The sequence below is a fragment of the Deinococcus aquaticus genome (assembly GCF_028622095.1).
Lineage (GTDB): Bacteria > Deinococcota > Deinococci > Deinococcales > Deinococcaceae > Deinococcus > Deinococcus aquaticus.
This window is the reverse complement of the sequence record NZ_CP115165.1, coordinates 3,091,526-3,117,467: the sequence shown is the minus strand read 5'-3', so window position 1 is coordinate 3,117,467 and position 25,942 is coordinate 3,091,526. Positions and strand designations below refer to the sequence as shown.

The following is a 25,942-nucleotide window of genomic DNA, read 5'->3' as shown; positions in this document are numbered from 1 at the left end:
GCCTTCACGGGGCGGTGGTGGTCGCCTGCCGGTCGAAGTGCCGTTGCCGCGCCCGGAACGCCGCCTTCTGCTCCGGCGTGGTCTGCGCGTGGCAGTGGCGGCAGCTGACGCCCTCCTCGAACAGCGCGTCCGTGCGTTCCTGCTCGTCCAGCGGCCACCCGCACGAGTGGCACATCACGGCCCCGCCCTCGCGCAGGCCGTGCCCGACGGTCACGCGGCCGTCGAACACGAAGCACTCGCCGTCCCAGCGGCTGTCCTCCTCGGGCACGTCCTCCAGATACTGCAGGATCCCGCCCTGCAGGTGAAACACGTCCGCGTACCCGCGCTGGCGCAGCAGGCTGGTGCTCTTCTCACAGCGGATACCCCCGGTGCAGAACATCGCCACGCGCTTGCCTTCCAGCTCGGCGGCATGTGCGTCCAGCCACGCCGGGAATTCCCGGAACGAATCGATCCCAGGGTCCAGCGCACCCCGGAACGTCCCGGCTTTCACCTCGTAGCGGTTGCGGGTGTCGATCACGACCACGTCCGGCGCGCTGATCAGTGCGTTCCAGTCGTGCGGGGCCACGTACTGCCCGGCCTCCCGGGTCGGTTCGACCGCCGCGCCCATCGTCACGATCTCGGCTTTCACGCGCACCTTGAAGCGCCGGAACGGCTGCTCGCTGGCCCCGGATTCCTTGTACTCCAGGCCCGTGAACCCCTCGGCCAGCAGCGCCCCGTGCAGCGCGTCAATGCCCGCGCGGCTCCCAGCGACCGTGCCGTTGATGCCCTCGGACGCCACGATCAGCGTGCCGCACAGGCCGTGCGCGGCCCCCAGCGGCAGCAGCCGCTCGCGCAGGCCCGCCGGGTCGGCCACCACCCGGAACTGATACAGCGCCGCCACCACGAAGGCGGGCCGGGGGGTGGGATCGGAGGGAGCGTCGGGCAGGGAAGGGGCAGGGTGGGGCGCAGACATCCCCCGCATGATAACGGTAAATTAGCAGATGTTCTCTATCTGAAAATCGGATGATTTATCTATTCAGCTATTTGGGCGCGATGTTGACTCGACAGTAAATTGCAGTCGAATGTTAGGTTCGGCCTCTATGGTTTCGTGTCTTATATTTTTTAATATTTCCATCCCTCTCTTTATGAGCATATGTTTTATTTTATAACTAGCCTGTGAATCAGAAATCAATTCCAGTGGAACCATATGTGATTTGAGACTGTCTTCGATATTTGGATTTTTCTTCTTCAAATCTACCAAGTAATCATATGGCATTTTATCGCTGATTTTCAGATTTGTGTCTTTTGGCATAAGGACTCTGTTTAGAACACAATCTTTGATGACGTCAACCTCATAATCTGAGCAGTCTTGAGAGTTTGCTGTCTTCTTCAGGAATCCTTTCGGGAAGAAGTGATGATCTTGAAGTTCTTTCGAGCCGAGGTGCCCTGTCGATATCAATCCTCCGTTCGTCCAGTCTCTCAATCCTGATGAGGCAAAATGCACCAAGTTGAGGACACCACGATATATAGCGCTCTGTGATCTGTTATATGAAACGAGCTCTTCCGCATCATCAATAGAGGGCCTAAACCTCAAGAAGTAGTTGGCCTCTATGTGCTCGCCGCGCGCAATTTTTTGCAGTATTTTCACATCAGCAGTAATTTTTTCGTTTGAAGCAGCAGTGTATCTTTCTGAGAATACCGACGCCCAATACCACCATCTTATAAATGTGTATTGCGAATGATTTAAGCTGCCGCTATTGATGTTATCTAACTCTCTGTAGAACATCATAAGAGGAATGAGCATATTATCGTAGGGGAGCCATTTGACCGCAATTGCAAATCTTTGCTCTATTAAAAATGCGAGAGCCCTATCATGCAATTCCACTACGTCATCCCAATGCGCTATAAAATCATCTGCCTTCAATTCGGTAAGAAGCTTCGATTTTTCGATTTTATCCGAAAATCTGCCAGTCATCAGGGCGGTCGCTCTAACCATCAATTCTCTATTTACCGGCATACCTTTATGCGTTTCGCTAAATTTTTCGAATGCGTCACGCAAGTTAAAGGAGCCAAAAACCTTTGCCGCCAAGATGTCCGTGAAATTGAGCTGTATTCCCTTTGAATTGCTCCTTTCGAAGAAAGTTGTAAATTTATCGAGACTCATATCCAGAAGATAATATGATAACAATTGCGGCTGCTCAAACATTGTCTTGAACTTCGGAAGCATCTGCCGAAATATTCGGAAGTGGTAATTTACATTTTCCGTGTCGCCGCTATTGTTAAGCTTAGAGCCTAGTTTGGTATTTTTTATGAAATATTCTTTCACTTCATCATCAAAAGGAGCATTTATCATATACTCAAACGCAAAATGCAGTGGTATGCAGACAAAGTCTTCATGGTCCTCGCCAGTTATGCCGAGATGTGGGTGCATGGCATTTTCCAAATCTGAGTCTTTAATAATAGAGACATCCGCATCTGATCTTACTGCAAAGAAGACTTTGTCTATTCCCTTTAATGCTCTATATATACTGGTGGTTCTCTGTTGCCCATCAAGTACGATTTTGAGGCCGTCGACTTGGCTAGATTTCTTTATTTGTTCCTCGGTAAAGGATATTCTAGTTATGGGGGCATTTTTCCCCTTCCCTTTCCTGGGCCTATCATCGATTTTCCGAAGTGTCATTTCAAAGGAGGGCTTGCCAAAAATGACAGAGCCAACAAATATGCCCCTTACTAAGCTATCAAACAATGCATGGGTTTGTTCGATCTCCCAGACAAAATCACGTTGAAATTCCGGTAAAAGAATTTTCGGTTTATCGGAATCTATCTGTTCGACAAGATTTTTCAAGCTTTCGCTGCTGGCGTTGTCGTGCGACTGGGACACAATGGACTCCTTTTAATTATTAGCGATTAGTTATGGGTGCTAAATTTGGCATTAAAATATAATAACTTGCGCCCTTTACATCTTCGAGGCGTAGCGGAAGTAGGCGTTCACCTGCGGAACGAAGCACAGCGCGGCGGCGCCCAGCAGCGGCACGACCCCCAGGACGGTGCTGAACGGATTCCCGGCGCTCAGCAGCAGCGCGCCCGTGCCGAGCAGCATCAACACCAGCAGGGCGCGCGCCCAGCCGTGTCCCCGGTACACGTTCCAGCACAGCGCGGCTTCCAGCAGGAAGCGGATCTGGCCGGCGCTGCCCCGACCGGAGAACAGCGTGACGAGTAGGCTGGTCAGGCTGGTCAGCAGCAGCGCGCCCAGGATCACGGTGGTGATCGTCCACCCGGCGCGGATGGCGGCGGCCTGCGCGGGGGTTTCGGTGGGGGTGTCGGTCAGACTCTCCATGAGACTGTCGGTCATATAAGTAGCTTAACGGGCGGTGGCTCGCGGCGTTGTCGCATGTGACCAGCTGGTATGAAGGTCCGGTGAGGCGCTGGAATGCGCGTTCTGGCGGAGTCGCGGGGCGCTGGCCTCTGCTAGCCTTGCGGGCGTGTCTGTGCTGCCTTCCACCCTGATCAGTGCGTCCGGCCTGAGCGTCCTGTACGGCGAGTGGGCGGTGCTGGACGGCGTGGACCTGAGCGTGACGGCCGGTGAGCGCGTGGCGCTGCTGGGCCGCAATGGGGCGGGCAAGACGACGCTGCTGCGCGTCCTGACCGGCGAGCGCGTCCCGGACGACGGGGAGGTCTGGCGGCAGGAGGGGCTGCGGGTGGCGGTGCTGGCGCAGCATCACGCGCACCCGCCGGGCCTGAGCGTGCGTGCCCTGCTGGACGCCGCGCACCCCTACCGGGAGCTGGAGGCCGACCTGCTGGCGCTGGAGGCGGACCTGGGCGACCCGGACACCCTGGAACGTTGGACGACGCTGCACGTCCGCCTGGACGACCTGGACGCCTTCCGCTGGCCGGCGCGGGCGGCGCGGGTGCTGGGTATGCTGGATCTCACGCGCTTCCTGGGGCGCGAGGCGGCCACGCTGTCCGGCGGGGAGCGCACCCGGCTGGCCCTGGCGCTGGCCCTGGCGAGAGAACCGGACCTGCTGGTGCTGGATGAACCCACCAACCACCTGGACATCCGCATGCGCGAGTGGCTGGAAGGCTGGTTGCGGGACTTCCGGGGCGGCGTGCTGCTCACCAGCCATGACCGCGACTTCCTAGATGGCGTGGCGACCCGCAGCGTGTGGCTGGACGCGGGTGAGGCGACCCCGTACGCGGGCGGGTACTCGCGCGCGCGGGCGCAGCGGGACCTAGAGCGGCGCACGCAGTCCCGCGCGGCCCGCCTGGGCGGGCAGGAGGCCGGGCGGCTGGCGGGCAGCGTGGACACCCTGGACCGCTGGGGCCGCCGCTCGCGCGCCCTGAAGAGCCGCGCCGAGCGGGTCGCGGTGCCCGAGGCGCCCCTGCCGGAACGCCAGATCCGCATGCGCCTGCTGGCCGGCACGGCGAAAGCGCCGCTGGTCGCGTGGGGCGAGCACCTGAGCAAGAGTTACGCCGGGCGGCCCGTGTTGCACGGCGCGGCCTTCCGGCTGCGGCAGGGGGACCGGGTGGCCCTGATGGGCGCCAACGGCACGGGCAAGACCACCCTGATGCGCCTGCTGTCCGGCGAACTGCACCCGGACCCGCCGGGCCGCGACCCGGACACCGGCCTGCCGCTGCCGGAGCCGCTGCTGCGCGTGGCGGGTGGCGTGACGGTCGCCAGCCTCGACCAGACCTGGCACGGCCTGACGCCCGGCGAGGGCCTGCACGCGCAGTTCGAGCGGCGCTTCGGGCGGCAGGCGACCACCCTGCTGGGCCGCGCGGGCTTCGGCGCCGCCGACTGGCCCAAGACGCCCGAGGTGCTGTCCGGCGGGGAGCGCGCGCGTGCCGGACTGGCGCTCGTCAGCGGCCTGCGGGCCGACCTGCTGTTGCTGGACGAACCCACCAACCACCTGGACGTGGACGCCCTGCTGGCCCTGGAAGGCGCGGTGCAGGCGTACGCGGGCGCGGTCGTGATCGTCACGCATGACCGCCGCTTTGCGCGGGAGGTCGCCACGCGCCTGTGGGTAATCGAGGACGCCACGCTGCGCGAGGTGGGCGGCTGGGGCAGCCGCGAGTACCGCGACCCGGCCGCCACGCTTCAGGGCGACCCGCCGCCGCCACCGCCCGCGCCCACGCCCCGGCAGCGCCTCGCCCCGCTGGAAGCGAAACTGGGCAGCCTGCGCGCCGAACTGGACCGCCCGCCCGGCACCCTGACCGGCCGCGAGGAAGCCCGCGTGCGCGCCCAGGCGCACGAATTGCAGCAGAGCCTGTACGCCCTGTACGCGCAGGTCTGGCAGGAAGCGCAGTACGACACCCAGGTCCGCGAGCCGCCCCTGACCGTGCGCGCCCAGCGCCTCGGGGACGCGCCGGGTGAGGGGGGCGGCATGTTCTGGGCCGCGCAGGACCAGGACTGCCCGCACCTCGCCTGGGACGGCCAGACCCTGCGCTGGAACGGCGCGCCGCCCGCCTGGTTCGGCGCGGCCCTGCTGGGCGGCACCCTGAGAATCCTGTTCGAACGCTGGGGCGCCGGCCGCGTGACCCTGGGTGACGGCGGCCCCACCGTCACGCGCCGCGCTTACTTCGAGGGGCTGGGCCTGATCCGCACAGACTGACCTGCCCGAACTGACCCTCGTGGGCACGCCTCACGCTGGACCCCGCTATACTTCCGCGCATGGAAGACCTCATCAAGGGCCGCCTTGGTGGAGCGGACGGTTACGACATCCGCTGCACCATCGACGGCGACACCATCAAGGGCCGCGCAGGCGGAAAACTGCACGGCAAGGACATCAACCTCGAGATCACCGAGCGGGGCGTGCAGGGCAGCGTCGGCGCGGACCCCGTGAAGATCGAACTGCAGGACGGCGAACTCAAGGGCAACGTCGGCGCGCAGAAACTCACGCTGCGTGGCGTGGACCGCGTCACGGGCTTCATGGGCGAACCTATCATCGGCTGGAACGTCGTCGCGCAGCAGACTGGTGAGCGACTGACCGGGCAGCTGGGCAGCACCGTCCTGGGCCGCCCTTTCGACCTGGAACTGGGCAGCGCGCCCGGCTGGGTGGGCACCCTGGTCGCCATCGTGGCGTTCTACGCGCTGGAACCCCGCGCGAACATCACGACCAGCCGCTGAGGACAGCACAGTGGAAGGGCCGCCCCGGTGCAGACCGGGCGGCCCTTTTTCCTGCTGCTTCTGCCGGCGCTCAGCGGCCGCCGATGCGGTAGGTCACGCCGAAGCGCAGCGTGGTGCCCTGCTCGGCACTCTCGACGCCCAGGCTGACGTTGGTGCGCCCGTTGACGTTGTACCCGGCGCTGAAACTGGGCCGGATGGACTGCAGGTTCAGGCCGCTGATGGGCGTACTGACCCGGAACGTGAACTGATCGTCGGGCGTGCTGTACTGCGCGTCGATCAGACCCTCGCCGTTCAGGTCAACCTGATACTGCAGGTACAGGTCGCGCGTCAGGTACGACCCGAGCGTGATGGTGGCCCCCAGCGACCCGTCGGCATTCCCGAGTTGCGGGGTCAGGCGGAACACGTCCAGGCCGAACGCGGCGGCGATGGTGCGTTCCAGTTCGCCCAGCACGAACACGTTCAGGGCCGTCTGGAAGGCGCTGGTGCCCAGGGCCGTGAGGTTACTGGGCAGCGCCGTCAGGTTCGGGACGCCCGTGGCGACCAGCGCGTACAGTTCCGCCTCGCTGTAGGCCGCGCCGCTGGTCGGGTCGGCGCAGGCGGGGCCGTCCTGCGCGCAGCTGAGGGTGGTGGTGAGGTCCAGCAGGGCCGAGCCGCCGGGCGGCGTGACGAACTCGCCCTGCAGGTTCAGTTTCACCGGCACCCGCTGGCGGGACTCGCTGAGGGTCGCGGTGACCTGCCCGGTGGCGGTCACGTTGAATTTCGGGTACAGGTTCTCGCCGCCGAACGTGACGGTACTGTCGGCCAGCGTGAACTCGTTCTCGCGCAGGTACACGAAGCCGCGCTGCGAGCGGATGTCGCCCGTCAGGCGCGGGCGCGCCCCGGTGCCAGACACGACCAGACTGCCCGTAAAGTCGGCCCGCACGAGGTTCTCGTCCACGCGGATGCCGTTCACGGCCCGGATGGGAATGTCCTCCAGGGACAGCCGCTCCAGGAACGGGCGGGCCGGGCGGGTCCCCTCAGGCTGGGCGGCCTGCGGGAAGGTCCGCAGTTCCTCCGGCAGCGGGCTCACGTAGTTGTCGGTGGTGCGGCCGTTGGTGTTGTCGGTGCTGCCCACGCTGGTCTGACCGGGCGCAGGCAGCGTGGCCTGCGCGTTCGAGCGGCCCAGGATCAGGCGCGTGAAGTCGGCCGCGCCGCTGATGCGGATGGCCTCGCCGTCGTCCACGGCGCGCAGGTCGGCGTTCAGGGTGCTCTCGCGCCCGTAGATGACCTTCAGCGGCAGGTTGAAGTTCCGGGCGGCCAGCGTCAGGTCCCAGCGGGGAGCCAGGTCCCCCGTGACGCTCAGCGAACCGGCCGGGACCGTGCCGCTGGCGGCGCTGAGACTCTGGGCGCTGAGGGTCCAGCGGGACTCGGTCTGCTGCGCCAGCGTGACCGTGGTGTTCGGCAGCGAACCCAGCACCTGCGGGGCCAGCAGGCCGCTGAAATTCACGCGGGTGTCGCTCAGGCGGCCCAGCGTGAGCTGCCCGGCCAGCGTGATCTGCCCGTTCGAACCGACCGTGCCGCCGGTCAGGACCGTGCCGCCCCCGGTGAACGCGCCGCTGTCCGGCAGGTCCCCCGCGAAGGCCGGGACGCTGACGCTCAGGCCCGCCACGCTCCCGGTGATGTTCTGCGCGCGGATCAGGCCGCGCGGCCGCTCGTACGTCCCGGCCGCCGAGAGTTCCAGCGTGCCTTTCAGGTCCGGCTGCAACGCCGCCAGTGCCGGCACCAGCAGCAGCGCCGGCGTGAAGGTCGTGTTACTGAACTGCGCGGTCACGGCCACGCGCTCGCGGGTGTACTGCCCGCGCACGTCCCAGGTTCCGGCGCCGCTCAGCTGAATGTTCAGGTTGCGCAGTTCGCGCCGCGCGTACTCCAGCGTGCCGGTTCCGGTCAGCGTCTCGGTGACGGCGGCGGTGCCCGTGCCCCTGACGCTGCTCACGCGGATGCGTTCGGCGACCACGCTGGCCGTCCCCGCCAGCGGATCGCTGACCGGGAAGCGGAAGCGGACCAGACCCGTGACCACGCCCTCGCCCGGACTGGTCCCGGCGAACGCCCCGATCACCGCGCCCAGCGGCAGCGCCCGCAGCGTGCCCTGCCCGAACAGTTCGCCGCCGCCCAGGCCCGCCGTGAACTCCGACTGCCCCAGGAACCCGCGGATGCGCCAGTCGCCCGACACCTGCGTGCCTTCCAGCCGCGCCGGCAGGACCTTGGGCCCCACGGTCAGGTTGTCCGAGCGCAGCACGAAGGTGCCGCCCCCGTCGCGCAGGTTCGCCTCGCCACTCACGCGGCCTGACAGCTGCGGCGCGATCTTCAGGTTCTGCACCTCCACGTTATCCAGCGTGGCGCGCACGGTGTACCCGTCCCCGGTGGGCTGCACGGCCAGCGGGCCGCTCAGGGCCGGCAGCAGGTCCGCCAGTCCGCCGGAGGCTGCCACGACCGCCTCGCCCATGTCGTTCGAGCCGCGCAGGTCCGCCCGGAATGCCTGCCCGGTCAGGCCCAGCGTGCCGCTGACGTTCAGGGTCTGCCCGGCCAGCGTCAGCGGGTAGCGTGTGGCCGTCACCTGCCCGGTCAGGCCGCTGCCGTCGGCGCGGACATCCACGCCCAGCGTGCCGGTCGTCGTGGCCGACACCGTGGTCTGAACGGGCGTGGTCTGGGTGACCTTCGTGATCAGGGGAGCGCTGACCGTCCCGCTCACCCGGCCGGTCCACTGGCCGCCCGCCTGTGCGCCGGCCTGGGCCGTTGATGGGGCTGCTGACTCGGCCGCCGTGAAGTTCAGGGTGCCCGCCGGGAGGGCCGCCGTGCCCGTCACCGAGGGACGCCCGCCGCGCAGCGTGACCGCCGCGTTCAGGTCGCCGCCCAGCGCCAGATCCAGGTAAGGCACGCGGTAGGGGGTGCTCAGGTTCGACAGCGAGGCGGTCAGCTGACCGTCCAGCGCGTCCGTGCCGACCGTTCCGCTGGCGCTGAGCAGACCGCTCACGCCCTTCAGGTTCAGGGTGTCCAGGGTCAGGCCCGGCAGGTTCACGGCCAGTTGCCCGCCCGTCCAGCGCAGCGTGCCGTCCCGCAGGCCGTCCGAGACGGTCAGGTCCGCCGCGTCCAGGCTGGCCGTGCCGCCCGCCCGCCACCCGCCCCGGCGGACGCTGAGCAGCAGGTCCGGGTCACTGAGCGGGCCGCTCGGCGTGACGCTCAGGGACAGTTCCGGGCGGGTCAGGCTGGCCGCGCCCAGCAGGGTCCACACGCCGCTGCGGGGGCGCAGTTCGACCGCGCCGCTGGCCTTCGCACCCGGCGCGTCGACCAGACGCAGCTGCACGCCGTCCGCCGACGCCACGACGCGCGCGCCCGCCTTCAGGAGTTCGCCGCTGCCCGTGACAAGTGGGTGCGCGAACGCCCCACCCACCGTCAGGGCCAGGGGGGCCGTCAGGACGCCCGCCGGGCCACCCGTGACGCGGGCCGTGCCGTGCCAGCCGGTCAGCGGGTCGGCCTGCACATCCAGCGCCGCCCGCAGCGCCTGCGGGCCACTCAGCGCGCCACTCACGGCCAGCGCCTGCGCGCGGTAGGTGGCCTTCAGCGTGCCGTCCAGGGTGCCCTGGCTGGCCACGTTCAGGTCGGCGGCCGGGCCGCTCAGGCTGGCCGTGCCGCCCAGTTGCATGGTGCTGCCCGCCGCCCGGACACGCAGGCCGTCCAGCGTCAGGTTCGTGCCGTTCAGAGTCACGACGGCGCGGGTGCCCTGGGCCGTTCCGGTGGGGGAGGGTCCACTGCCCACAGCGGGGTCAGCGGGGACCGCGCCCGTCACCGTGAGGGGCACCACCTGCGAGAGCGTGCCGCTCAGGCCCGCCAGCGAGGCGTTCAGCGTGCCGCTCAGGTCCTCCAGCGTCACGCCGTAGGCCGACGCTCCGGCAGACTGCACCGCCGCCGCCAGGGTCGGCGCGGCCAGCGTGCCGCCCAGCGTACCCGCCAGCGTAAGCTGCCCGGTGCCACCCAGCAGGGGCAGCGGCGTCAGGTTCAGGGTGCCGCCCAGCGCGGGAATCAGGCCGCCCGACCCGCTGCCCGACCCGCCGCCCAGGGTCAGGGTGCCGCCGCCCAGCGTTCCGGCGTTCAGGTCGTAGCCGCCCCGCCCGTTCCCGCTGAGGGTCACGGGATCGTTCAGGCCCGCCACCTGCGCCTGCACGGTCCCGGTCAGGTTCGGCCAGCTGCCGCGCAGGTCCAGCGCGGCGCGGCTCCCGCCGCTGGTCACGGTGCCGTACACCCGCGCGTTCACCCGGCCGCGCGCCAGATCCAGGTCGCTCGCCTGGGCGTACAGCGTGCCCCCGGCGCTGCCCAGCAGGTCCACGCGGGCGTTCAGGTCCGGCGAGACCACCCGGCCGGACAGGATGACGTGACCGTTCAGGGCGTCGGTCCTCAGGTCCAGCGTGCCCTGCGCCAGCGGGTCCGTGACCGGGCCGCGCAGCGTGACATCCGCCGCCAGCGTGCCCTTCCCGAGCGACGCGGCATTCAGGTACGCGCTGTCCACGCGCTGCGCCGTGACCCGCAGACCGCCCGGCAGCGCCCCACTGGCCCGCAGCAGGCCGCCACGCAGACTGCCGTTCAGGTCGGCGCTCAGGGTGCCGGTACGCGGCACGTACGCCGCCTGACCGTACAGACTGAACGGCCCGCTCTGCGCCTGAACGCCCTTCACGGCCAGGGTGCGCGCCGTGACCTCCCGCAGCCCGCCGGACAGCGAGCCCGTGGCATTCAGGGTGCCGGCCACCGTGAGGGCGTCCACGCCCAGCCCGGCAGGCAGCAGGCGCGCCACCCGCAGCGGAGCCTGCACACTCCCGGCCCGCAGGGTCAGGCGGTACTCGCCGCCCTCCAGCGTGCCGCCGCCCGAGACCCGCTCGCCGCTCAGGCGCAGGCTGGCGTTCCCGGCGCGGTAGGTGGCTCCCAGATCGCCCGTGAAGTCGCCGGCGCTGTCCAGCACGCGCCCGGCGAAGTTAGCGTTCAGGGCCGTCCAGGTCGCGCCGCCCAGGGTCGCCTGCCCGCTGACCGTCAGCTGTGCGGCGCGGCCCCACAGGGCGCCCGCGTCGAAGGCCTGAAGGTCCAGGGTGCCGCCGGGCCGGAAGGGAAGATCCGCCGGAAGTTGCCCGGTCACGCGGGCCTGCCGCGCGCCCGTGCCGATCAGGGCCGCGACCTTCAGGGCGCCGCCGTCCGTGCCGTCCAGCAGGGCGTCCAGGGGGCCGCCGGGAATGTCGCCCACGGCCCGCAGGCGCCCGATGAAGCCCGCGCCGCTGCGCCAGCCGATAGGACCGCTCAGGCGCACCACGTTCGGGCCGCTCACGTAGGTGGTGTTCAGTTGCAGCGCGGCGTTCAGCAGGCCGCCCAGCGCGTTCGCGCCCAGTTGCCCGCGCAGCCCGCCGCTGAGGGCCGCGCCCGTGAAGTCCGCGCGGTAATCGCGGCCCAGCAGGTGCGCTCGCACCCGCGAGCCCGCCGCGCGCAGCCCAGCCGGACCATCCGTCAGGACGCCCTGTACGTTCACGTCCGGTCTGGCCAGCGCGCCGCCGATCTGCGCGGTGAAGGTGCCGGGCAGCCACTCGTTCAGGGTGGCCCGCGCACTCAGCTTCAGGGCGGGCAGGACCGTCCCGCTGGCGCGTACTGTTACCTGCGTCCCGCTGCCCTGCGTTCCTTCACTCTGCATCAGGGTCGCCTGCGCGCCGTCCACGCGCAGGACGCCGCTCACGTACCGCGCCGGGGCGGTAAAGCGCACGCCCGCCGCCGCGCCGCTGGCCTGCACGCGCAGGTCACCCAGCGTGCCGCTCAGCGCGGCGTTCAGGGTGCCGTCCACGCCCGCCAGGGGCCGCAGGTCCGCCACGCTGATACTCCCGGCCGTCTGCCAGTCGCTCAGTGAGGCGCCCCCTGCCGCCTGCCGGGCATTCAGGTTCACGGCGGCTCCGGCCAGCGTGCCGCTCAGGGTCACGGCGGCGCGGCGCGCAAGGTCCGTGCCCGTCAGGTTGGTACCCGTCGCGGTCAGGTTCACCGCGCGGCCCTGGAAGGCCCCGGTCGCCCGCAGGGTCAGGGTCGTGTCGGCGCGGCCGGTCAGGGTGGCGCGCAGGTCGTCCAGAGTCAGCGCCGCGTTCGCCTGCGGGTACAGCGGGCCGCGCAGGGTCACGGCGTACCCGGCCAGCGAGCTGCTCAGGTTCGCGGACAGCTGCCCGCGCGCAAGGGTCACGCGGCCCTGCGCGCGCTGATCGTTGCCCGGCGTTCCAGCGCGCACGTTCACGTCGGCGCGGCCACTGGCGCGGGCCAGCGGGTCGGGGCCGGTCAGGTCCGGGAGGGTCAGGTTCAGGCTCACGCGGCCCGAGGCGCCCGCCAGCACGGGCGTCAGCACCCGTGCGTCCAGCGCCGCGCCACTCACGGTCAGTGCCCGGCCGTCGAAGCGCACCGGAATGCGCGTGCCGGGGTGGGTCAGGGTGCCGCTGGCCCGCAGGCCGCCCGCCCAGTCCACGCGGGCGTTCAGGCTCAGCGGGTCGCCCAGGTAGCGGGTGCCCGCCGTGCTCAGCACGGCGCTGGTAGGGGAGAGGCTGGCCACCAGTCGCCCCGCCACGACCTCCGGGCGGACGGTTGCGGGCAGGAGCGCCCGCACCGCCGTCAGGTCCGCACTGACCGCGCCGCCCAGTGCCGGCAGGACCGTCACGCGGCCCGCCACCGGCCCGGTCGGGGCGACCACAAGGCGCGCGGCCTCGCCCAGCACCCGCAGCGTGCCCGGCTGCCCGGACAGCGCGTAACGGGCGCCCAACGCGCCGGACCACATTCCGCCCCGGTAGGTCAGGCCGCCCACGCTCACGCGCGCCCCGGTCAGGGACCCGGACAGCGGGAACGACTGCGCCGGCACGCTCAGGGTCGCAGCGCCCGACCCGTACGACTGGGCTTTCAGGGTCAGGGTGCCGCGCAGGTTCGCCACGTTCCCCCCGGCCTGCGCCGCAAAGTACGGCCCGGTCACACTCAGGTTCAGGTTCTCCAGGGTGGCGGGCAGCGTGACCTTCCCGGTCGCCAGGATGGTCTGCCCGGCCAGTTCCCCACTGACCCGCAACTGCCCGTTCACGGCGCGGACATCCAGCGGCCCGGCTTTCAGGCTGCCGCTCAGCACGCCGTTCACGGCACTCAGGTTGCCCCGCAGGGTCTGCCCGCCCAGCGTCAGGCCCTGTGCCTGAACGTTCAGATTGTCGAAGCCCTGTAGCTGTACCAGCGCCCGTCCGCCCTGCGCGTCGGTCACGGTGACGGTGCCGCGTGGTTCCAGACCCGTGCCCTGCACGTTGCCGTCCACGAACAGCCCGCCGCCCAGCGGGCCGCTCACGTTCACGTCGTAGCGGCCAGCGGGCAGCGAGGCCGTGCCGCGCGCGCGCAGGCCCTCGCCGTCGCTCAGCAGGACGTTCAGGTCATCCCACGGGCCGTTGAGGGCCACCGTGTACTGGTCCAGCACGCCGCTGGCCGCCACGGCGCCCCGGAACGACCCGCCGGGGCCGGGGCCCCAGGTCGCGCGGCCCTGCACGCGCCCCGCCTGCCCGAAGGCCGTCAGGGCCTGCTGCCCGGTCACGCGGGCCAGTCCGGTCGCCGCGTCGTACGTAACGTTCAGGTCGCCCCAGGTGCCGCTGGCCGTGAGGCGCGGCGTCAGGGTGCCGCTCAGGTTCACGGGTTGCGCGGGCAGCGTCACGCCGCTGAACGACAGCGGCCCGGTCTGCCCGGTCACGCGCGCCCGCAGGTCGCCGTACGCCCCGGTCACGCCGAGGTTCAGGGTCTGCCCCTGCGCGCTCACGCGGCCCTGCGCCTGCACGTCCGGGTACACCCGGCCCGACAGCGCCGCCTGCGCGCCCGCGTACGTGACCCGCAGGTTCGCGCCCAGCGGTCCGCCCGCGCGGGTCAGGGTGCCGGTCACGCCCGCGCCCAGCGCCCGCGCGTTCACGCGGGCCGAGCCGCCCTGCGCGGCCAGATTCAGGTCCAGCGTGCCGCCCAGCCCGTCCACGTTGACCAGGGGCCGCAGCGCCGCGAGGTTCACGCGGCCTGTGGCGTCCCAGCGGTCGCCGTCGATCACGCCGCGCGCCGTGTCGCCGGCGGTGGTCAGCGTGAAGCGCACGCCACGGTCCACGCTCAGGACACCCTGGATATCAGCGCCCTGCACCCGCGCCGTCGTCAGGTAAGGGGCCTGAAGCTGCGTGTCGGCCAGCACGGTCACGCCGCCCGCCGATCCGCGCAGGCTGGCGGACGTGCCGCGCGCCGTGGCATTCAGGGTCACGCCCGCCCCGGTCGCCCGCAGCGTCCCGAAGGCCTTCAGGGCGGTGGTCACGGTCACGTCGCCGGTCACGTTCAGGCCGCCCGCCACGGGCAGCTCACGCGCCTGCACGCCGAAACTGTCGCCGTTCCAGGTCAGGACCTGCGCGCCGCTGCGGAAGGTGCCGCGCTGCCGGGTGTAGTTCAGGTCCAGCGGCCCGGCCAGCGTGTCGCGCACGCCCGGCACGGTCGCCTCCAGCTGCCCGGTCACGTCGCCGCCCGTCAGGTCCAGCCTCCCGCGCCCACTGAGGATGATTCCGGAGCCGCTCAGGCCCTGCGCCTGCCACGTGCCCCGGAACTCGCGGTTCAGGTTGATGCGGGCCGCGCCCAGATCGGCCCGCAGCCCCCGGCGGTCCAGCGCCGCCGTGCCCGACAGGCCGCTGAACGGCCCGGCCTGCGCGCCGCTGATGGTCGCCCGCAGGTCGTCCGGCGTGCCGCTGACCGCCACGCGGGCCTGCACCGCCCCGTACGTGGGGTTCAGCACGGCGTTCAGTTTCACGCCGCTCAGGGCCAGCGTGCCCGACAGCGGCCCGCCCAGGCCCTCGCCGCGCAGCGTCAGGACGTTCTTCGCGTCGATGGAAGCGTTCACGTTCAGGGGCTTCTGCCCGAACGCCCCGACCAGTGAGGCCGCGCCGGACTTCCCGAACGCCCAGCGCCCCGCCAGTTTCTGGTCGGACCCGGCCAGCGAGGTCACCGCGCTGAAGCTCAGGTCGTTCGTCTGGGTCGCCACATTCCCGTTCTCGCTGAGGAAGGTGTACTTCGCGGCCGCGTCGCGGAAACCCACGCCCGCCACCTCACCGGCCCCCTGCGCGGTCGCCGTGACCCGTACGGTCGACCAGCCGCCCGCCGTGACCTGCAACTTCAGGCCCCCGCTGCCGGTCGTGCCGAGTGCCCCGGCCAGTCCCGCCACGGTCGGCGCGGCGTTCGCCGTGACCCGCCAGTTCTGCGCCTTCAGGTCCACGCCGCCCGACGCCGTGACCGGGCCGTTCCAGCCGCGCCCCGCCAGTTGAAGGTCGATCAGGTCGCCCCGGTGCGTGGCCGTCCCGGCAACGCCGGTCACGGTCACGAAGTTCGCCTCGGGCACGCGCAGGCTGGCGTCCGTGACTTTCAGGTCACCCCGGATGGGGCCGCTGCCGATCACGTACTGCCCGCTGATGCGGCCACCCGTCACGCCCGGCCAGTAGTGATTCAGGACCCGCGCGTCCGCGTCGAGGTCCACCGTGAACACGTTCGCGCCCCCCGACTCGGAGACGCGCAGGTCGGCGTTCAACTCGCCCTCGCCGGTCGCGCCGCGCAGCAGCGTCCGGCCGTCCTGACCCTGCGTGACCCGGAACCGGCCGTCCGGCACGTTGATGCCCCGCCCGTCCACCGACACCCGCGAGTCCTGCACGTCCAGCCCGGACAGCGCCACCTTCCAGCCGCCGCCCCCGCCTGCGCCGCCGCCCGTCCCGCCCAGCAGGTCCGCGAGCTTCAGGCGCACATCCGCGCCGCTTGCCGACACGTTCAGGCGCACCGTCCGCGTGAACGGATTGACCGCGTCCACGCTCACGCCCACCGACCCGGCCGACGCACTCACGCCCGGCAGCGTCACCTGCGCGCCGCCCAGCGTGGGCGCCCACAGCGGCCCACCCACCCGGTCCGCCGAGATCACATCCCCGCCAAAACGGGACAGCAGCGCCCCACCCAGCAGAGTCGGCAGGAACGCCAGGACCAGCAGCAGCGCCGCCAGCACGCCCAGCACCCACGGCCACACCCGCCGTCCACGCGGAGCGTCCGGCCTCGGCTTCAGGTCAGGGTTCAGATCAGGCCCCGCCTCCGGTGCGGGCGCGGCGTCCAGTCCGCTCTCGTTCCGGCGCGGATCGTCGCTCACGCCCGCCCTCCGGCCCATACGCGCGCCGACCCGCGCCCATCACAGGACCCGACCATTCTGACCAGCTCTACCGTCACGCCCCGCCCCAATGCCTGCATTCCCGCCATTCTACCGGCCAGCGCGTGAACGCCGCACCCGCCGCCGCCTCACGCAACCGTCAGGAACACACCCCCCGCACACACACCCGACCCCGCACCCGCTACCATGCCCGGCATGCGCCTGACCGCCCTCATCACCGGAACTGTGCAGGGCGTCGGCTACCGACGCTACGTGCAGCGCCACGCCCGCGACCTGAACCTCGCCGGGTACGCCGAGAACCTCAGCGACGGCCGCGTCGAGATCGTCGCTGAGGGTCCCCAGCCCGAACTGGACCGCCTGCTGCACTGGCTGCGGCGCGGCCCGCCCCACGCCCGCATTCAGGACGTGCAGACCACCTACAGCGAAGATACCGGCCTGAACGACTTCCACGTGTACTGACGGGAGGGTGGGGTGTGGGGTTTCGCCTTTCCCGCACCCCACCCCCCACGTCCTACACCCCGCTCACCCCACGCGGCGGATATCTCCGACCACGCGGTAGAAACCTCCGGCGTCCTCCAGGCCGTCCACGAGGTAGGTGGCTCCGGCTTCACGGAGGTTGCGGGGGAACTGCACGTTCCAGGCGTGGTAGCCGGGGTCGGTGGGGCGGACGCGCAGGCGGGTGCCGTCGCGCTCGCACACGAGCCGCACGCCCTGGCCGGTGTCGGCGGTGACGGCCAGTTGCGTCAGGGGGGCGCTGGCCTGCACGGCGGCAGCGAGTTTCACGTCGCGCGGGGTGGGGGCCTCGCCGCGCTGCGCGGCCTGGATGGCCCCGGCGCTGGCGTCCAGGGCGGCCAGGGTGCCGCGCGTGGTCACGAGATACAGCCGCCCGCCCGAGTACTGCATGCTGAGCGCCCCGCCGACCCCGCTGCCCAGCTTCCACAGGCGCTCGCCGCTGCGGGTGAAGCAGTACACGGCGCTGCCGCTGTCCCCGGCGAACACGTACTCGCCGCCGGGGCTGGTGGCGCACGACAGCACGGCGGCGTCGCAGGCGTAGTCCTGCACGTGCTCGCCCGCCTTCGTGAACCGCTGGATGAGGTTCTGGGTGGTGCCCGCGTACAGGTCGCTGCCGTCCTGCCAGCCGAACAGCACGCCGCCGCGCGTCTTCGCCTGCCACAGCGGGAGGCCGCTGGCGCGGTCATACATGCCCACGCCCACCGAGTGCCCGTAGTACACGCCGCGTTCGTCCACGCGCACCATCCAGCCCATGCTGCCGCCGGTGCCGACGTTCGCCCACTGCTGGTCGCTCTCGGCGTCGAAGGCGAACACGTTCCCGCCCGCGTCACTGGCGGCCAGGGTGCCCGCGTGGATGTCCAGCCACAGCAGCGCGGCGCTGCCCTCGACCTCGTACGCCACGAACGGCAGTTTGCCGCTCAGGTCGTACACGTTCCCGTCGTCGCAGCCGGCAAAGGTCCAGCGGTCGTCGCGCACGAGGCATTTGACGCCGTCGGGCAGGGTGAAGGAGCGGTGGACCTCGCCGTCGGGGCTCAGGGCGTGCACCTGCCCGGCCTCGTTGCCCACCCACACCTGATCGTCGCCCGCGAAGATGCCGAACGCCGTGGCCCCGGTGTCGAACTTCCACAGGATCGGCGCGCCCTGGCGGGTGGTGGCGCGGGTCTCGGTGAAGGTGCGGCGCACCACCTCGCGTTTCTGCCGCACGCCCTGCACGGCTTCCTCGTAGCCCTTGCGGCGCTTTTCCTTCAGTTTCTTCTCGGCTTCTGCCTGCGCTTTTTCAGGGCTGGGGAAGGTCTTGCGCTGCGTCTGGCCGTCGGTGCCGATGCGGCCGTAGCGGACGGTCAGGTCCGCGCCCTCCACGGTGACCTCGTAGAATTTGTGCTCGGCCCCGTTCGGATCTGAATACTCCAGATATGTTGCAGACATAATTATATTGTAATGGGAATCACCCAGGACTGGCAAGCGCATCTGCCACCGGCACACCCCCCGCGAACGCCACGATCCGCCGCGCCGCCTCTAGCGGTCCCAGCCGCGAGGTGTCCAGCACCAGCGCGTCCGCCGGGGGTGGTAGCGTCCCGGCCCGGGCGAGCAATTCCCGCAGCTGCGCCGGGTCGCGCAGTTTCAGCCGTTCGGCCCGTTCTGGCAGGCCCATCCGCTGCTCCAGCTCCGGGAGTGGGCACGTCAACCACACCGGCACGAACGGCACCCCCCGCGCCGCTGCCAGCTGCCGCAGCCGCTCCACGTTCATCCACTCCTGATCTTGCGCCGTCAGGTAGTTCGTGAAGATGTGGGCCAGCGTGGGTGGCGCGTGCAGCGTCGCGGTCCTGACCGACTGCCGCACGGCGAAACAAAGTGCCCACACCTCGTCGCTGACCGGCTCGATTCCTGAGATACCCGCCGCCAAGAACACCGGATCGTTCGTCAGATGATTGTCCAGCAGCGCCGCGCCCGTCAGGGCCGACAACGCCTTGCCGACCGTGCGTTTGCCGCTGCCGGGCGCGCCGACCAGATAGAACAGGTGACTCATGCGCGCCAGCCTGTCACACAGGGGGCGCTCGCACATGCGCAGGTTGGCCTGCTGCGACAGGAGACGGCGCCCTGACCATGAAGGCCGGGGCGCCGCAGGAACGAGAACCTTATTCCAGGATGGCTTCGTGGGTGATTTCCACGTTGCCTTTCATGACCTGACTCATGGGGCACATGTCGGCGGCCTGCTTGACGTGCTCCTCGAAGTCGGTCTGGTCGCTGCCGGTGATCTTGCCGCGCACGACGAGTTTCATGGCGCTGACCTTGAAGCCGGGGCCGTCCTTGACCATCTCGCAGGTGGCCTGGGTGTCCAGGGATTCGATGGTGTGGCCGTGGTTGGCGAGCAGGGCGCTGAGCTGCATGGTGAAGCACCCGGCGTGGGCGCTGGCCAGCAGTTCTTCGGGGTTGGTGCCCTTGCCGTTCTCGAAGCGGGTGCCGAACGAGTACTGCGCGCCGTCCAGAACGCCACTCTCGGTGCTCACGGTGCCCTTGCCGTGCTTGAGGTCGCCTTCCCAGTGGGCCGTTGCCTTGCGTGCGATGTCTGCCATGCGGTCCAGTCTGCGCGGTCAGGCTGTGGGGATGCCGTGGGTGCGGTTGAGCGGAGCTTCATGCTTGCGCTTTCCCCCAATCTAATCCTGACCTTGAAACTCGGATTTAAGTCTGGCAGAATCCCCCACACCAGCGCGGCGGTTCCTCACGGACCCCGGCGCACAAGGACACCCATGCACAAACAACTGATCACCACTGCCGTCACCGCATCCCTGTGCAGCGCCTCCGCCGCCACCTACCCCCAGACCGTCACGCACAGCGCCGGAACAACCACCATCCCCAGGCAACCGCTGCGCGTCGTCGCGCTCGGCCCGCACGCCCTGGACCTGCTACTGTCCATCGGCGTGCAGCCCGTCGGCTACGGCGAGGCTTCCACGTTCCTGAAAACCCCGGCCTTCGGTTCACCCATCCGCGACATCAAGTACCTCGGCAGCCGCGTCACGAGCGCGCCCGTGAACGTCGGGGACCGCTTCAACCCGAACCTCGAAATCCTGACGGCCCTGCGGCCCGACCTGATCGTCGGCGAGACCTACGCCTCAAACGTGTACCCGCAGCTCAGCCGCATCGCGCCCACCCTGCTGCTGGACGGCATCGACCGCAGCGCGTGGCAGAAGACCCTCCCCACCCTGGCCCGCGCCCTGAACCGCGAGGCTGCGTACCGCACCGCCCTGAACACCTACACGAAGAGCGTCGAGAGTACCCGCGCGCAGCTGGCCTCCTTCGGGAAGAAGCGCGTGCTAGTCGTCTGGACGACCGGCGGCGACGCCCGCAACACCTTCACCATCAGCGGCAGCGACGACTGGACCGGCGGCCTGCTGCGCGACGCCGGCGTGAACGTCATCGACGGCGAGAAGAAGGACGCCGTGGTCAGCGTGGAAGGCCTGGCCGCCATCAACCCGGACGCCGTGATCGTCCTGGCTGCCGGGACCAGCACGCCCAGCCGCGCGCGCGCCGAGTGGAACGCGGGGGCCATCACCAGTCGCCTGCGCGCCAGTCAGGCCGGGCAGGTGTACTTCTTCGACTACCACCTGTTCCGCCGCATCCGGGGCCCCATTGCCGCGCAACTCGTCGAGCGGCAACTCGTCAAGACGCTGCGCTGACTTCCGGCGCCGGGTGCCCGGCCCTTCCTCCCGGGGAGGCGGCTGCCCTACACTCGGTCCATGCAAAGTCAGGACTGGACGGTGCCCGGCGCTCCCGTGAAAGGCTACGTTTGGCACGCCGCCGATCCGCGCGGAAACGTGCTGCTCACGCACGGATTCGGGGAGTACGCCGCGCGGTACGTGGACCGATACCACGCCCTGATTCCCACGCTGGTCGCGGCGGGGTTCACGGTGTACGCCGCCGACCAGCGCGGACACGGCGCGTCCGGGGGCGCGCGGGCCGTGGTGGACGTCCGCGTTCTGGTGGAAGATCACCTCGCGGCGCGTGAGGCCCTGCGCGCCGACCCCCGCCCGCTGTTCCTGCTGGGGCACTCCATGGGCGGGCTGGTCACGGCTGCCAGCGCCGCCCGCGACCCGCGCGGGATCAGCGGCGTGATCCTGTCCAGTCCGGCCCTGCTGGTCGGCGAGAACGAACCCGCGCTCGTGAAACGGCTCGCCCCGGTCATCGCGCGCCTCGCGCCGGGCCTGCCCACCACCGACCTGGGCACCGGCGGCCTGTCGCGCCTGCCCGAGGAAGTCGCCGCGTACGAGGCGGACCCGCGCATGTACCACGGGAAGGTCCCGGCCCTGACGGGCGCGAGCATGCTGGCGCTCAGCGCGTCGCTGTGGCCGCTGTACGCCCGCTGGACGCTGCCCACCCTGGTCGTGCATGGCGCGGCTGACCGCCTGACGGACCCGCGCGGCAGCCAGCGCTTCATGCAGGCCATCGCCTCGGGTGACCGTGACCTGCTGATCGAGGACGGCGGCTATCACGAACTGCTGAACGACGAGCCGCGTGACCGGGTCCGGGCGCGGATCGTGGACTGGCTGCGCGCCCATACCGCCTGATGCCTGAGCGCCGGATCAGCAGTGACTGACCATACCGCGTGCCAGCTGACCGGGCGACTTTACAGGACTCTCAGTTTCCTCTAATCTCTGGACATCCCACAACCGAGGTGCTCTGCCATGCGTAAAGTCACACCTGTTCTGCTGCTTTCCCTTCTGCTCGCCGCGTGCTCCACGTCCCAGCCTTCCCCGCAGCAGGACGGCCCGTCCGCCCGCACGGCCCCGAACACCCGGCCCGCCACGCTGATCCTCCCCGACGGCACCCGCCAGCAGGTGACGGGCTTCGAGCAGGACGGCTACCTGATGCTTGAGGACGACATCATCCTCGCGGACCTGGGCAGCGTCACCCCGCAGGGTACCTACGTCGTCGACACGCGTTACCGCTGGACGGCCCGCACCATCCCGTACACCTTCGCCGCGAACGTCCCGCAGGCCATCCGGGACCGCGTGGCCGCCGCCGCGTCCACTATCCGCTCGACAACCAACGTCGTCGTCACGCCCCGCACGGGCACCACGCAGCGCAACTACGTGGAAATCACGTACAACACCGGCACCAGCTGCGCGTCCAGCCTGGGCATGGTGGGCGGCAAGCAGACCATCACCCTGGCCGACCGCTGCACGACCGGCTCGATCATCCACGAGTTCGGGCACGCCATGGGCCTGTTCCACGAGCAGACCCGCCCGGACCGCGACCAGTACGTGCAGATCGTCTGGGCGAACATCCCCGCCGACTGGCAGAGCCAGTACCAGATCCGCAGCGGCAGCGCCGGCTACGGCGCGTACGACTTCGACTCGATCATGCACTACCCCGCCTTCTTCGACGGCAAGATCGCCATCCAGCCCCTGAACTCCAGCATCGACATCAACCGCATGGGCCAGCGCAACGGCTTCTCGGTGACCGACAAGAGTACCGTGAACGCTCTCTACCCCCGCTGAGGAGCAGAGGGGAGGGGCCGCCACACATCCTTTCATGTGGCGGCCCCTCCCCTCTGTGCTGGATCAGTCGGCCGCGCTCTCTGCGCCGCTGCCTTCCGTGGCGGGCACGCCGTCGCGCACGCTGGGGTGAATCCCGAAGTCCTGCGCGATCAGGCGAGCCGTCATCTTGGCGCTCATCATCACGCTGGGCGTCCCGCCGCCGGGCTGCGCGCCCGCGCCGACCATGTACAGGTTGCCCACGTCCTCGCTGCGGTTGTGCGGGCGGAAGAACGCACTCTGGATCAGCGTCGGCTCCGGGCCGAAGGCGTTGCCCAGGTAGCTGTCCAGCGTGCCCTCAAAGTAGTCGGGCGTGATGAACTCGCTGTGCGTCAGGCGGGCGCGCAGGTCCGGGATGTACCCGCGTTCCTCCAGGAAGGTGTACACCCGCTCGACCAGTTTCGGGCCTTCCACCGTCCAGTCCAGGCCGCTGGCGTTGTGCGGCACCGGCACCAGCGTGTACGCCGCGTGGTGCCCTTCCGGCGCGAGGCTGGGGTCGGTCAGGGTGGGCACGTGCAGGTACTGGCTGAAGTCGCGGCCCAGCACCTTCTTCCCGAAGATCTCGGTCAGCAGTTCTTGGTAGCGCGGCCCCAGGATGATGTTGTGGTGACGCAGTTTCAGGTCCGTGTCGGTTTTGCGGAACCCGAAGTAGATGACCAGCAGGCTCATGCTCTGGCGGGCGGCCTTCACGCGCAGGTCGCTGTTCACGAGGCGCGCGGCGGCCGGCAGGCGCTTGAGGTACGTGTTCGCCCAGTCGCCGTTACTGACCACGATGTCCGCATGGCGTTCCTGCCCGCTCTCCAGCCGCACGCCGCGCGCCACGCGCCGCCCCAGCGGGTGCCGGACCGGGCGGCCCCGGTCGTCCGTGACCAGGATCTCCTGCACGCCCTGCCCGTACTCGATGCGCCCCCCGAGTTCCTGGAATTTGCGCACGAAGCCCTGCACCAGCGCGCCCGTGCCGCCCATGGCGTAGTGGATGCCCCAGGTCTTCTCTACAAAATGAATCATGGCGTAGATGGCGGGCACGCTCAGGGGGTTCCCGCCGACCAGCAGCGTCTCGAACGAGAACACCTGCTGCATCTTGGGGTTCGTGAAGTACTTGCCGGTGAAGCTGAACAGGGTGCGCACGGCGTCCAGGCGCATCAGGTCCGGCACGACCTTCAGCATGGTCGCCACATCCCCGAAGTGCGTGTACCCCAGTTCCAGGAAGCCGCGCTCGAAGATGGCGCGGGCGTCGTCATGAAAACGCTCGTACCCGGCGAGGTCCTCGGGGGCCAGTTCGCCGATCTGGCGGCGGGTGCTGACCGGATCGCCGTCGTAATCGAAGAAGGTGCCGTCATCGAAGTAGATGCGGTAGAAGGGCAGGATCGGCACGAGGTTCACGTACTCGCGCGTGCGCGGGCCGCCGCTCTCGCCCTCGCGCACGCGGGCGTCCGGGGCCAGCACCGCCGGGGGGTAATCCGCCCCGCCCAGCATCCCGGCGTCGCGTTCCAGCGCGAACAGTTCCTCGATGAAGTGCGGCACCGTGATCACGGTCGGCCCCATGTCGAACACGTACCCGTCCTCGGTGCGTTTCTGGTACGCGCGCCCGCCCGCCTTGTCCAGCCGCTCAAGGATGGTCGTATCGAAACCCAGCGATTGCAGGCGAATGCCGAGGCTCAGGCCGCCGATACCGGAACCGATGATCAGCGCGGTCTTGCGTTTGCCAGGAGTAGTGGAAACCGTGGAAGCAGTCATGGAAGTACCTCCGCCGCTCAGCGCGGCGTGATCAGGATGGATGAAGTTGGCGTTGATGAACGGCGCTGAAATGAACTGGCCTGGACTGGGGTGACTGGCGGCGCGGGAAGCTCAGGGAACAGGGGCCGACCGTAACTCCCACCACGCGCGCGGCAGCATCATCAGTTTGCGCGTGCCGCTCACGTGCGCCCGCCGGCCGAAATTATCGAAGTCGTTGCGCGCCAGGTCGTCCAGAATGCCCTCGTAGGCACGCGCGGCCGTCGCCACGGCCAGCCGGGCGCTGCCGTGCAGGCAGGGAATTCCGGCGCGGCCCTGCGCGTACCAGTCCCGCGCCAGTCCCGACAGGTGCTCCATCAGCGCGCGGTACCCGGGCGTGACCACCCCGCGTTCCAGGTCGGCGCGGGTCACGCCGTACTGCAGCAGCAGCGTTTCCGGCAGGTACACCCGGCCCCGGCGCAGGTCCTCGCCCACATCACGCAGGATGTTGGTCAGTTGCATGGCCTGCCCCAGCATCAGCGCGGCGTGCAGGGTGCGTTCGCCGCCGCTGTACCCGCTGACCGGCGCGATCATGAACCCCACCACGCCCGCCACGCGCCGGCAGTACAGGATCAGGTCGTCCATCGTCCGGTACTCGTGCCCGGCGAGGTCCATGCGCAGTCCGTCGTGCAGCTCGGCAAAGGCGGACAGCGGAATGGGGTAACTGAGCGCTGCCCACGACAGGGCCGTGTCGATGGGATGCTCACCGGGCCGGCCCGCGAAAGCCGCCTGCGTGCGCGCCCACCAGTCGTCCAGTCCGGCGCGGGCCGCCTCACCGCTGCGCTCGTCGACGATATCGTCGCCGTCGCGGCAGGCGGCATACACGGCCCACACGGCCCGGCGCTGCTGCGCCGGAAAGAACCGCGAGCCAAGATAGAAGGTCTTGCTGTGCTCCCGCGTGATGTCCTGGCAGTGCGCGACCGCCTGGATCAGGGCGGTGCCAGTAGGGGGAGTGAAGGTCACGTCAGTCACGGTTGGATTCCTTGCTCCCGAGTGTAGGGGCCGCCTGTGGGGGAAACGTCACGCATTCTTACAGAGTTTCCCACACGCCACGGCCGGCGGCCCCATGGGCACCCTGCGGGTCGGTGCCCTTCACGTACCGCTCGAACTGCACGGCCCCCGCACTCAGGCCGTCCGTGCGGATCAGGCCCGGCAGGTGCCGCCCCACCCACGCGGGGTCCGGGAAGTTCAGGCCGCCCGCCTTCGGCCGCTCGAACACCGCCTGAAGGGGTCCGCCCGTGCGGCGCAGGTACATCAGCCACAACTGCCCGCCGGGCCGCAGCACCCGCGCGCACTCGGCCAGCAGGGCCGCCGGGCCGCGCGTCTCGTTCAGGGTCGCGCCGACCGTCACCCCGTCGAACGAGGCGGGCGGCAGGTCGCTACGCTCCATGTTCAGCTGCGCCCAGTCGATCCGGGCGTCCGGTTCGCGCTTCGCTCCCTCACGCAGCATCGGGGCGCTCAGGTCCACAGCCAGCACCCGGCAGTCCGCGCGGGCCAGCACGCCCGCGTAGAAGCCCGCGCTGGTGCCCACGTCCAGCCAGTCCTGACCGGCCTGCGGGCGGCACAGCGCCCGGAACAGCGCCGCCTCGCGCTCCAGCGTGAAATCCGCGCCCAGCGACCGCAGGGACCGCGCGCGCCACCACGCGTACCCGGCGGCGGTCAGTGGCAGCAGATTGCTGCGCTGCGCGGCGCTGAGCAGCGGCCCGGAACCGCCCGCGCCGGAAGATGGGTCCGGGTTGAGATTTTCTTGTCCCTGCACAGAGCGGCTCACAGGGTTCATTATGCTGATAAGCATTGAGGCCCGCT

16 protein-coding genes are annotated in these 25,942 nt (G+C 69.5%); 6 read left to right on the top strand and 10 right to left on the bottom strand.

Annotated elements, in window-relative coordinates; all coding sequences use genetic code 11:
• Positions 1 to 4: 4 nt before the first annotated feature.
• The 3 genes from trhO to M8445_RS14980 all read right to left on the bottom strand — a co-directional run bounded on the left by trhO (position 5) and on the right by M8445_RS14980 (position 3,331).
• Positions 5 to 952 (bottom strand): oxygen-dependent tRNA uridine(34) hydroxylase TrhO, encoded by a 948-nt coding sequence (trhO, locus tag M8445_RS14990; protein WP_273988783.1) that lies wholly within the window; start codon positions 950 to 952, stop codon positions 5 to 7.
• A 63-nt stretch (positions 953 to 1,015) separates the two neighbouring features.
• Positions 1,016 to 2,860, bottom strand: a complete 1,845-nt coding sequence (locus M8445_RS14985) for a DUF262 domain-containing protein (protein WP_273988781.1) — start codon at positions 2,858 to 2,860, stop codon at positions 1,016 to 1,018.
• A gap of 75 nt (positions 2,861 to 2,935) precedes the next feature.
• Positions 2,936 to 3,331 carry a hypothetical protein gene (locus M8445_RS14980; RefSeq protein WP_273988779.1) on the bottom strand — a complete coding sequence of 132 codons (396 nt, stop codon included), beginning with the start codon at positions 3,329 to 3,331 and terminating at the stop codon, positions 2,936 to 2,938.
• Between the two features lie 130 nt (positions 3,332 to 3,461).
• Between M8445_RS14980 and M8445_RS14975 the strand changes: the two genes are divergently transcribed.
• A complete protein-coding gene (locus tag M8445_RS14975; RefSeq protein WP_420704096.1) occupies positions 3,462 to 5,588 on the top strand; it encodes an ATP-binding cassette domain-containing protein in 2,127 nt (708 codons plus the stop codon).
• 59 nt (positions 5,589 to 5,647) lie between these two features.
• A complete protein-coding gene (locus M8445_RS14970) occupies positions 5,648 to 6,103 on the top strand; it encodes a hypothetical protein (RefSeq protein WP_273988777.1) in 456 nt (151 codons plus the stop codon).
• A 70-nt stretch (positions 6,104 to 6,173) separates the two neighbouring features.
• Here the strand turns inward: M8445_RS14970 and M8445_RS14965 are convergent, their stop codons facing one another.
• A complete protein-coding gene (locus M8445_RS14965) occupies positions 6,174 to 16,301 on the bottom strand; it encodes a translocation/assembly module TamB domain-containing protein (protein WP_273988776.1) in 10,128 nt (3,375 codons plus the stop codon).
• Between the two features lie 213 nt (positions 16,302 to 16,514).
• Here M8445_RS14965 and M8445_RS14960 point away from each other — a divergent pair, with 213 nt between their 5' ends.
• Positions 16,515 to 16,778, top strand: coding sequence for an acylphosphatase (locus M8445_RS14960; RefSeq protein WP_273988775.1), 264 nt, complete (start codon positions 16,515 to 16,517; stop codon positions 16,776 to 16,778).
• A gap of 63 nt (positions 16,779 to 16,841) precedes the next feature.
• Here M8445_RS14960 and M8445_RS14955 read toward each other — a convergent pair whose 3' ends face one another.
• The 3 genes from M8445_RS14955 to M8445_RS14945 form a co-directional block, all read right to left on the bottom strand.
• Entirely contained in the window at positions 16,842 to 18,257 is a 1,416-nt protein-coding gene (locus M8445_RS14955) for a WGR domain-containing protein (protein ID WP_273988774.1), read from the bottom strand.
• Positions 18,258 to 18,276: 19 nt separating this feature from the next.
• Positions 18,277 to 18,858 carry a P-loop nucleotide/nucleoside kinase family protein gene (locus M8445_RS14950; protein ID WP_273988773.1) on the bottom strand — a complete coding sequence of 194 codons (582 nt, stop codon included), beginning with the start codon at positions 18,856 to 18,858 and terminating at the stop codon, positions 18,277 to 18,279.
• A 109-nt stretch (positions 18,859 to 18,967) separates the two neighbouring features.
• Positions 18,968 to 19,405, bottom strand: coding sequence for an OsmC family protein (locus M8445_RS14945; protein WP_273988771.1), 438 nt, complete (start codon positions 19,403 to 19,405; stop codon positions 18,968 to 18,970).
• 174 nt (positions 19,406 to 19,579) lie between these two features.
• Here M8445_RS14945 and M8445_RS14940 point away from each other — a divergent pair, with 174 nt between their 5' ends.
• The 3 genes from M8445_RS14940 (at position 19,580) to M8445_RS14930 (ending at position 22,327) form a co-directional block, all read left to right on the top strand.
• The gene (locus M8445_RS14940) at positions 19,580 to 20,506 is read left to right on the top strand and encodes an ABC transporter substrate-binding protein (RefSeq protein ID WP_273988770.1); all 927 of its coding nucleotides are present in this window, start codon (positions 19,580 to 19,582) and stop codon (positions 20,504 to 20,506) included.
• 60 nt (positions 20,507 to 20,566) lie between these two features.
• Complete coding sequence (locus M8445_RS14935) at positions 20,567 to 21,394, top strand: alpha/beta hydrolase (protein ID WP_273988767.1); 828 nt, start codon at positions 20,567 to 20,569, stop codon at positions 21,392 to 21,394.
• A gap of 117 nt (positions 21,395 to 21,511) precedes the next feature.
• Positions 21,512 to 22,327 carry a M12 family metallopeptidase gene (locus tag M8445_RS14930; RefSeq protein ID WP_273988766.1) on the top strand — a complete coding sequence of 272 codons (816 nt, stop codon included), beginning with the start codon at positions 21,512 to 21,514 and terminating at the stop codon, positions 22,325 to 22,327.
• A 63-nt stretch (positions 22,328 to 22,390) separates the two neighbouring features.
• On the opposite strand, the gene crtI is transcribed toward M8445_RS14930, so the two are convergent.
• The 3 genes from crtI to M8445_RS14915 form a co-directional block, all read right to left on the bottom strand.
• Positions 22,391 to 24,100: a phytoene desaturase family protein gene (gene crtI / locus M8445_RS14925; RefSeq protein WP_273988764.1), complete on the bottom strand. Its 1,710-nt coding sequence runs from the start codon at positions 24,098 to 24,100 to the stop codon at positions 22,391 to 22,393.
• A 111-nt stretch (positions 24,101 to 24,211) separates the two neighbouring features.
• On the bottom strand, positions 24,212 to 25,099 hold the full coding sequence (locus tag M8445_RS14920; RefSeq protein WP_273990941.1) for a phytoene/squalene synthase family protein: 888 nt from the start codon (positions 25,097 to 25,099) through the stop codon (positions 24,212 to 24,214).
• 67 nt (positions 25,100 to 25,166) lie between these two features.
• The gene (locus M8445_RS14915) at positions 25,167 to 25,916 is read right to left on the bottom strand and encodes a class I SAM-dependent methyltransferase (protein WP_273988763.1); all 750 of its coding nucleotides are present in this window, start codon (positions 25,914 to 25,916) and stop codon (positions 25,167 to 25,169) included.
• Positions 25,917 to 25,942: the final 26 nt, after the last annotated feature.

What these genes read in the sequence shown, in the direction of transcription:
- M8445_RS14950 (WP_273988773.1), bottom strand. Translation starts at nt 18,858, where the DNA reads ATGAGTCACCTGTTCTATCTGGTCGGCGCGCCCGGCAGCGGCAAACGC.
- M8445_RS14915 (WP_273988763.1), bottom strand. Translation starts at nt 25,916, where the DNA reads ATGAACCCTGTGAGCCGCTCTGTGCAGGGACAAGAAAATCTCAACCCG.
- M8445_RS14935 (WP_273988767.1), top strand. Translation starts at nt 20,567, where the DNA reads ATGCAAAGTCAGGACTGGACGGTGCCCGGCGCTCCCGTGAAAGGCTAC.
- M8445_RS14955 (WP_273988774.1), bottom strand. Translation starts at nt 18,257, where the DNA reads ATGTCTGCAACATATCTGGAGTATTCAGATCCGAACGGGGCCGAGCAC.
- M8445_RS14945 (WP_273988771.1), bottom strand. Translation starts at nt 19,405, where the DNA reads ATGGCAGACATCGCACGCAAGGCAACGGCCCACTGGGAAGGCGACCTC.
- crtI (WP_273988764.1), bottom strand. Translation starts at nt 24,100, where the DNA reads ATGACTGCTTCCACGGTTTCCACTACTCCTGGCAAACGCAAGACCGCG.
- M8445_RS14960 (WP_273988775.1), top strand. Translation starts at nt 16,515, where the DNA reads ATGCGCCTGACCGCCCTCATCACCGGAACTGTGCAGGGCGTCGGCTAC.
- M8445_RS14980 (WP_273988779.1), bottom strand. Translation starts at nt 3,331, where the DNA reads ATGACCGACAGTCTCATGGAGAGTCTGACCGACACCCCCACCGAAACC.
- trhO (WP_273988783.1), bottom strand. Translation starts at nt 952, where the DNA reads ATGTCTGCGCCCCACCCTGCCCCTTCCCTGCCCGACGCTCCCTCCGAT.
- M8445_RS14970 (WP_273988777.1), top strand. Translation starts at nt 5,648, where the DNA reads ATGGAAGACCTCATCAAGGGCCGCCTTGGTGGAGCGGACGGTTACGAC.
- M8445_RS14930 (WP_273988766.1), top strand. Translation starts at nt 21,512, where the DNA reads ATGCGTAAAGTCACACCTGTTCTGCTGCTTTCCCTTCTGCTCGCCGCG.
- M8445_RS14940 (WP_273988770.1), top strand. Translation starts at nt 19,580, where the DNA reads ATGCACAAACAACTGATCACCACTGCCGTCACCGCATCCCTGTGCAGC.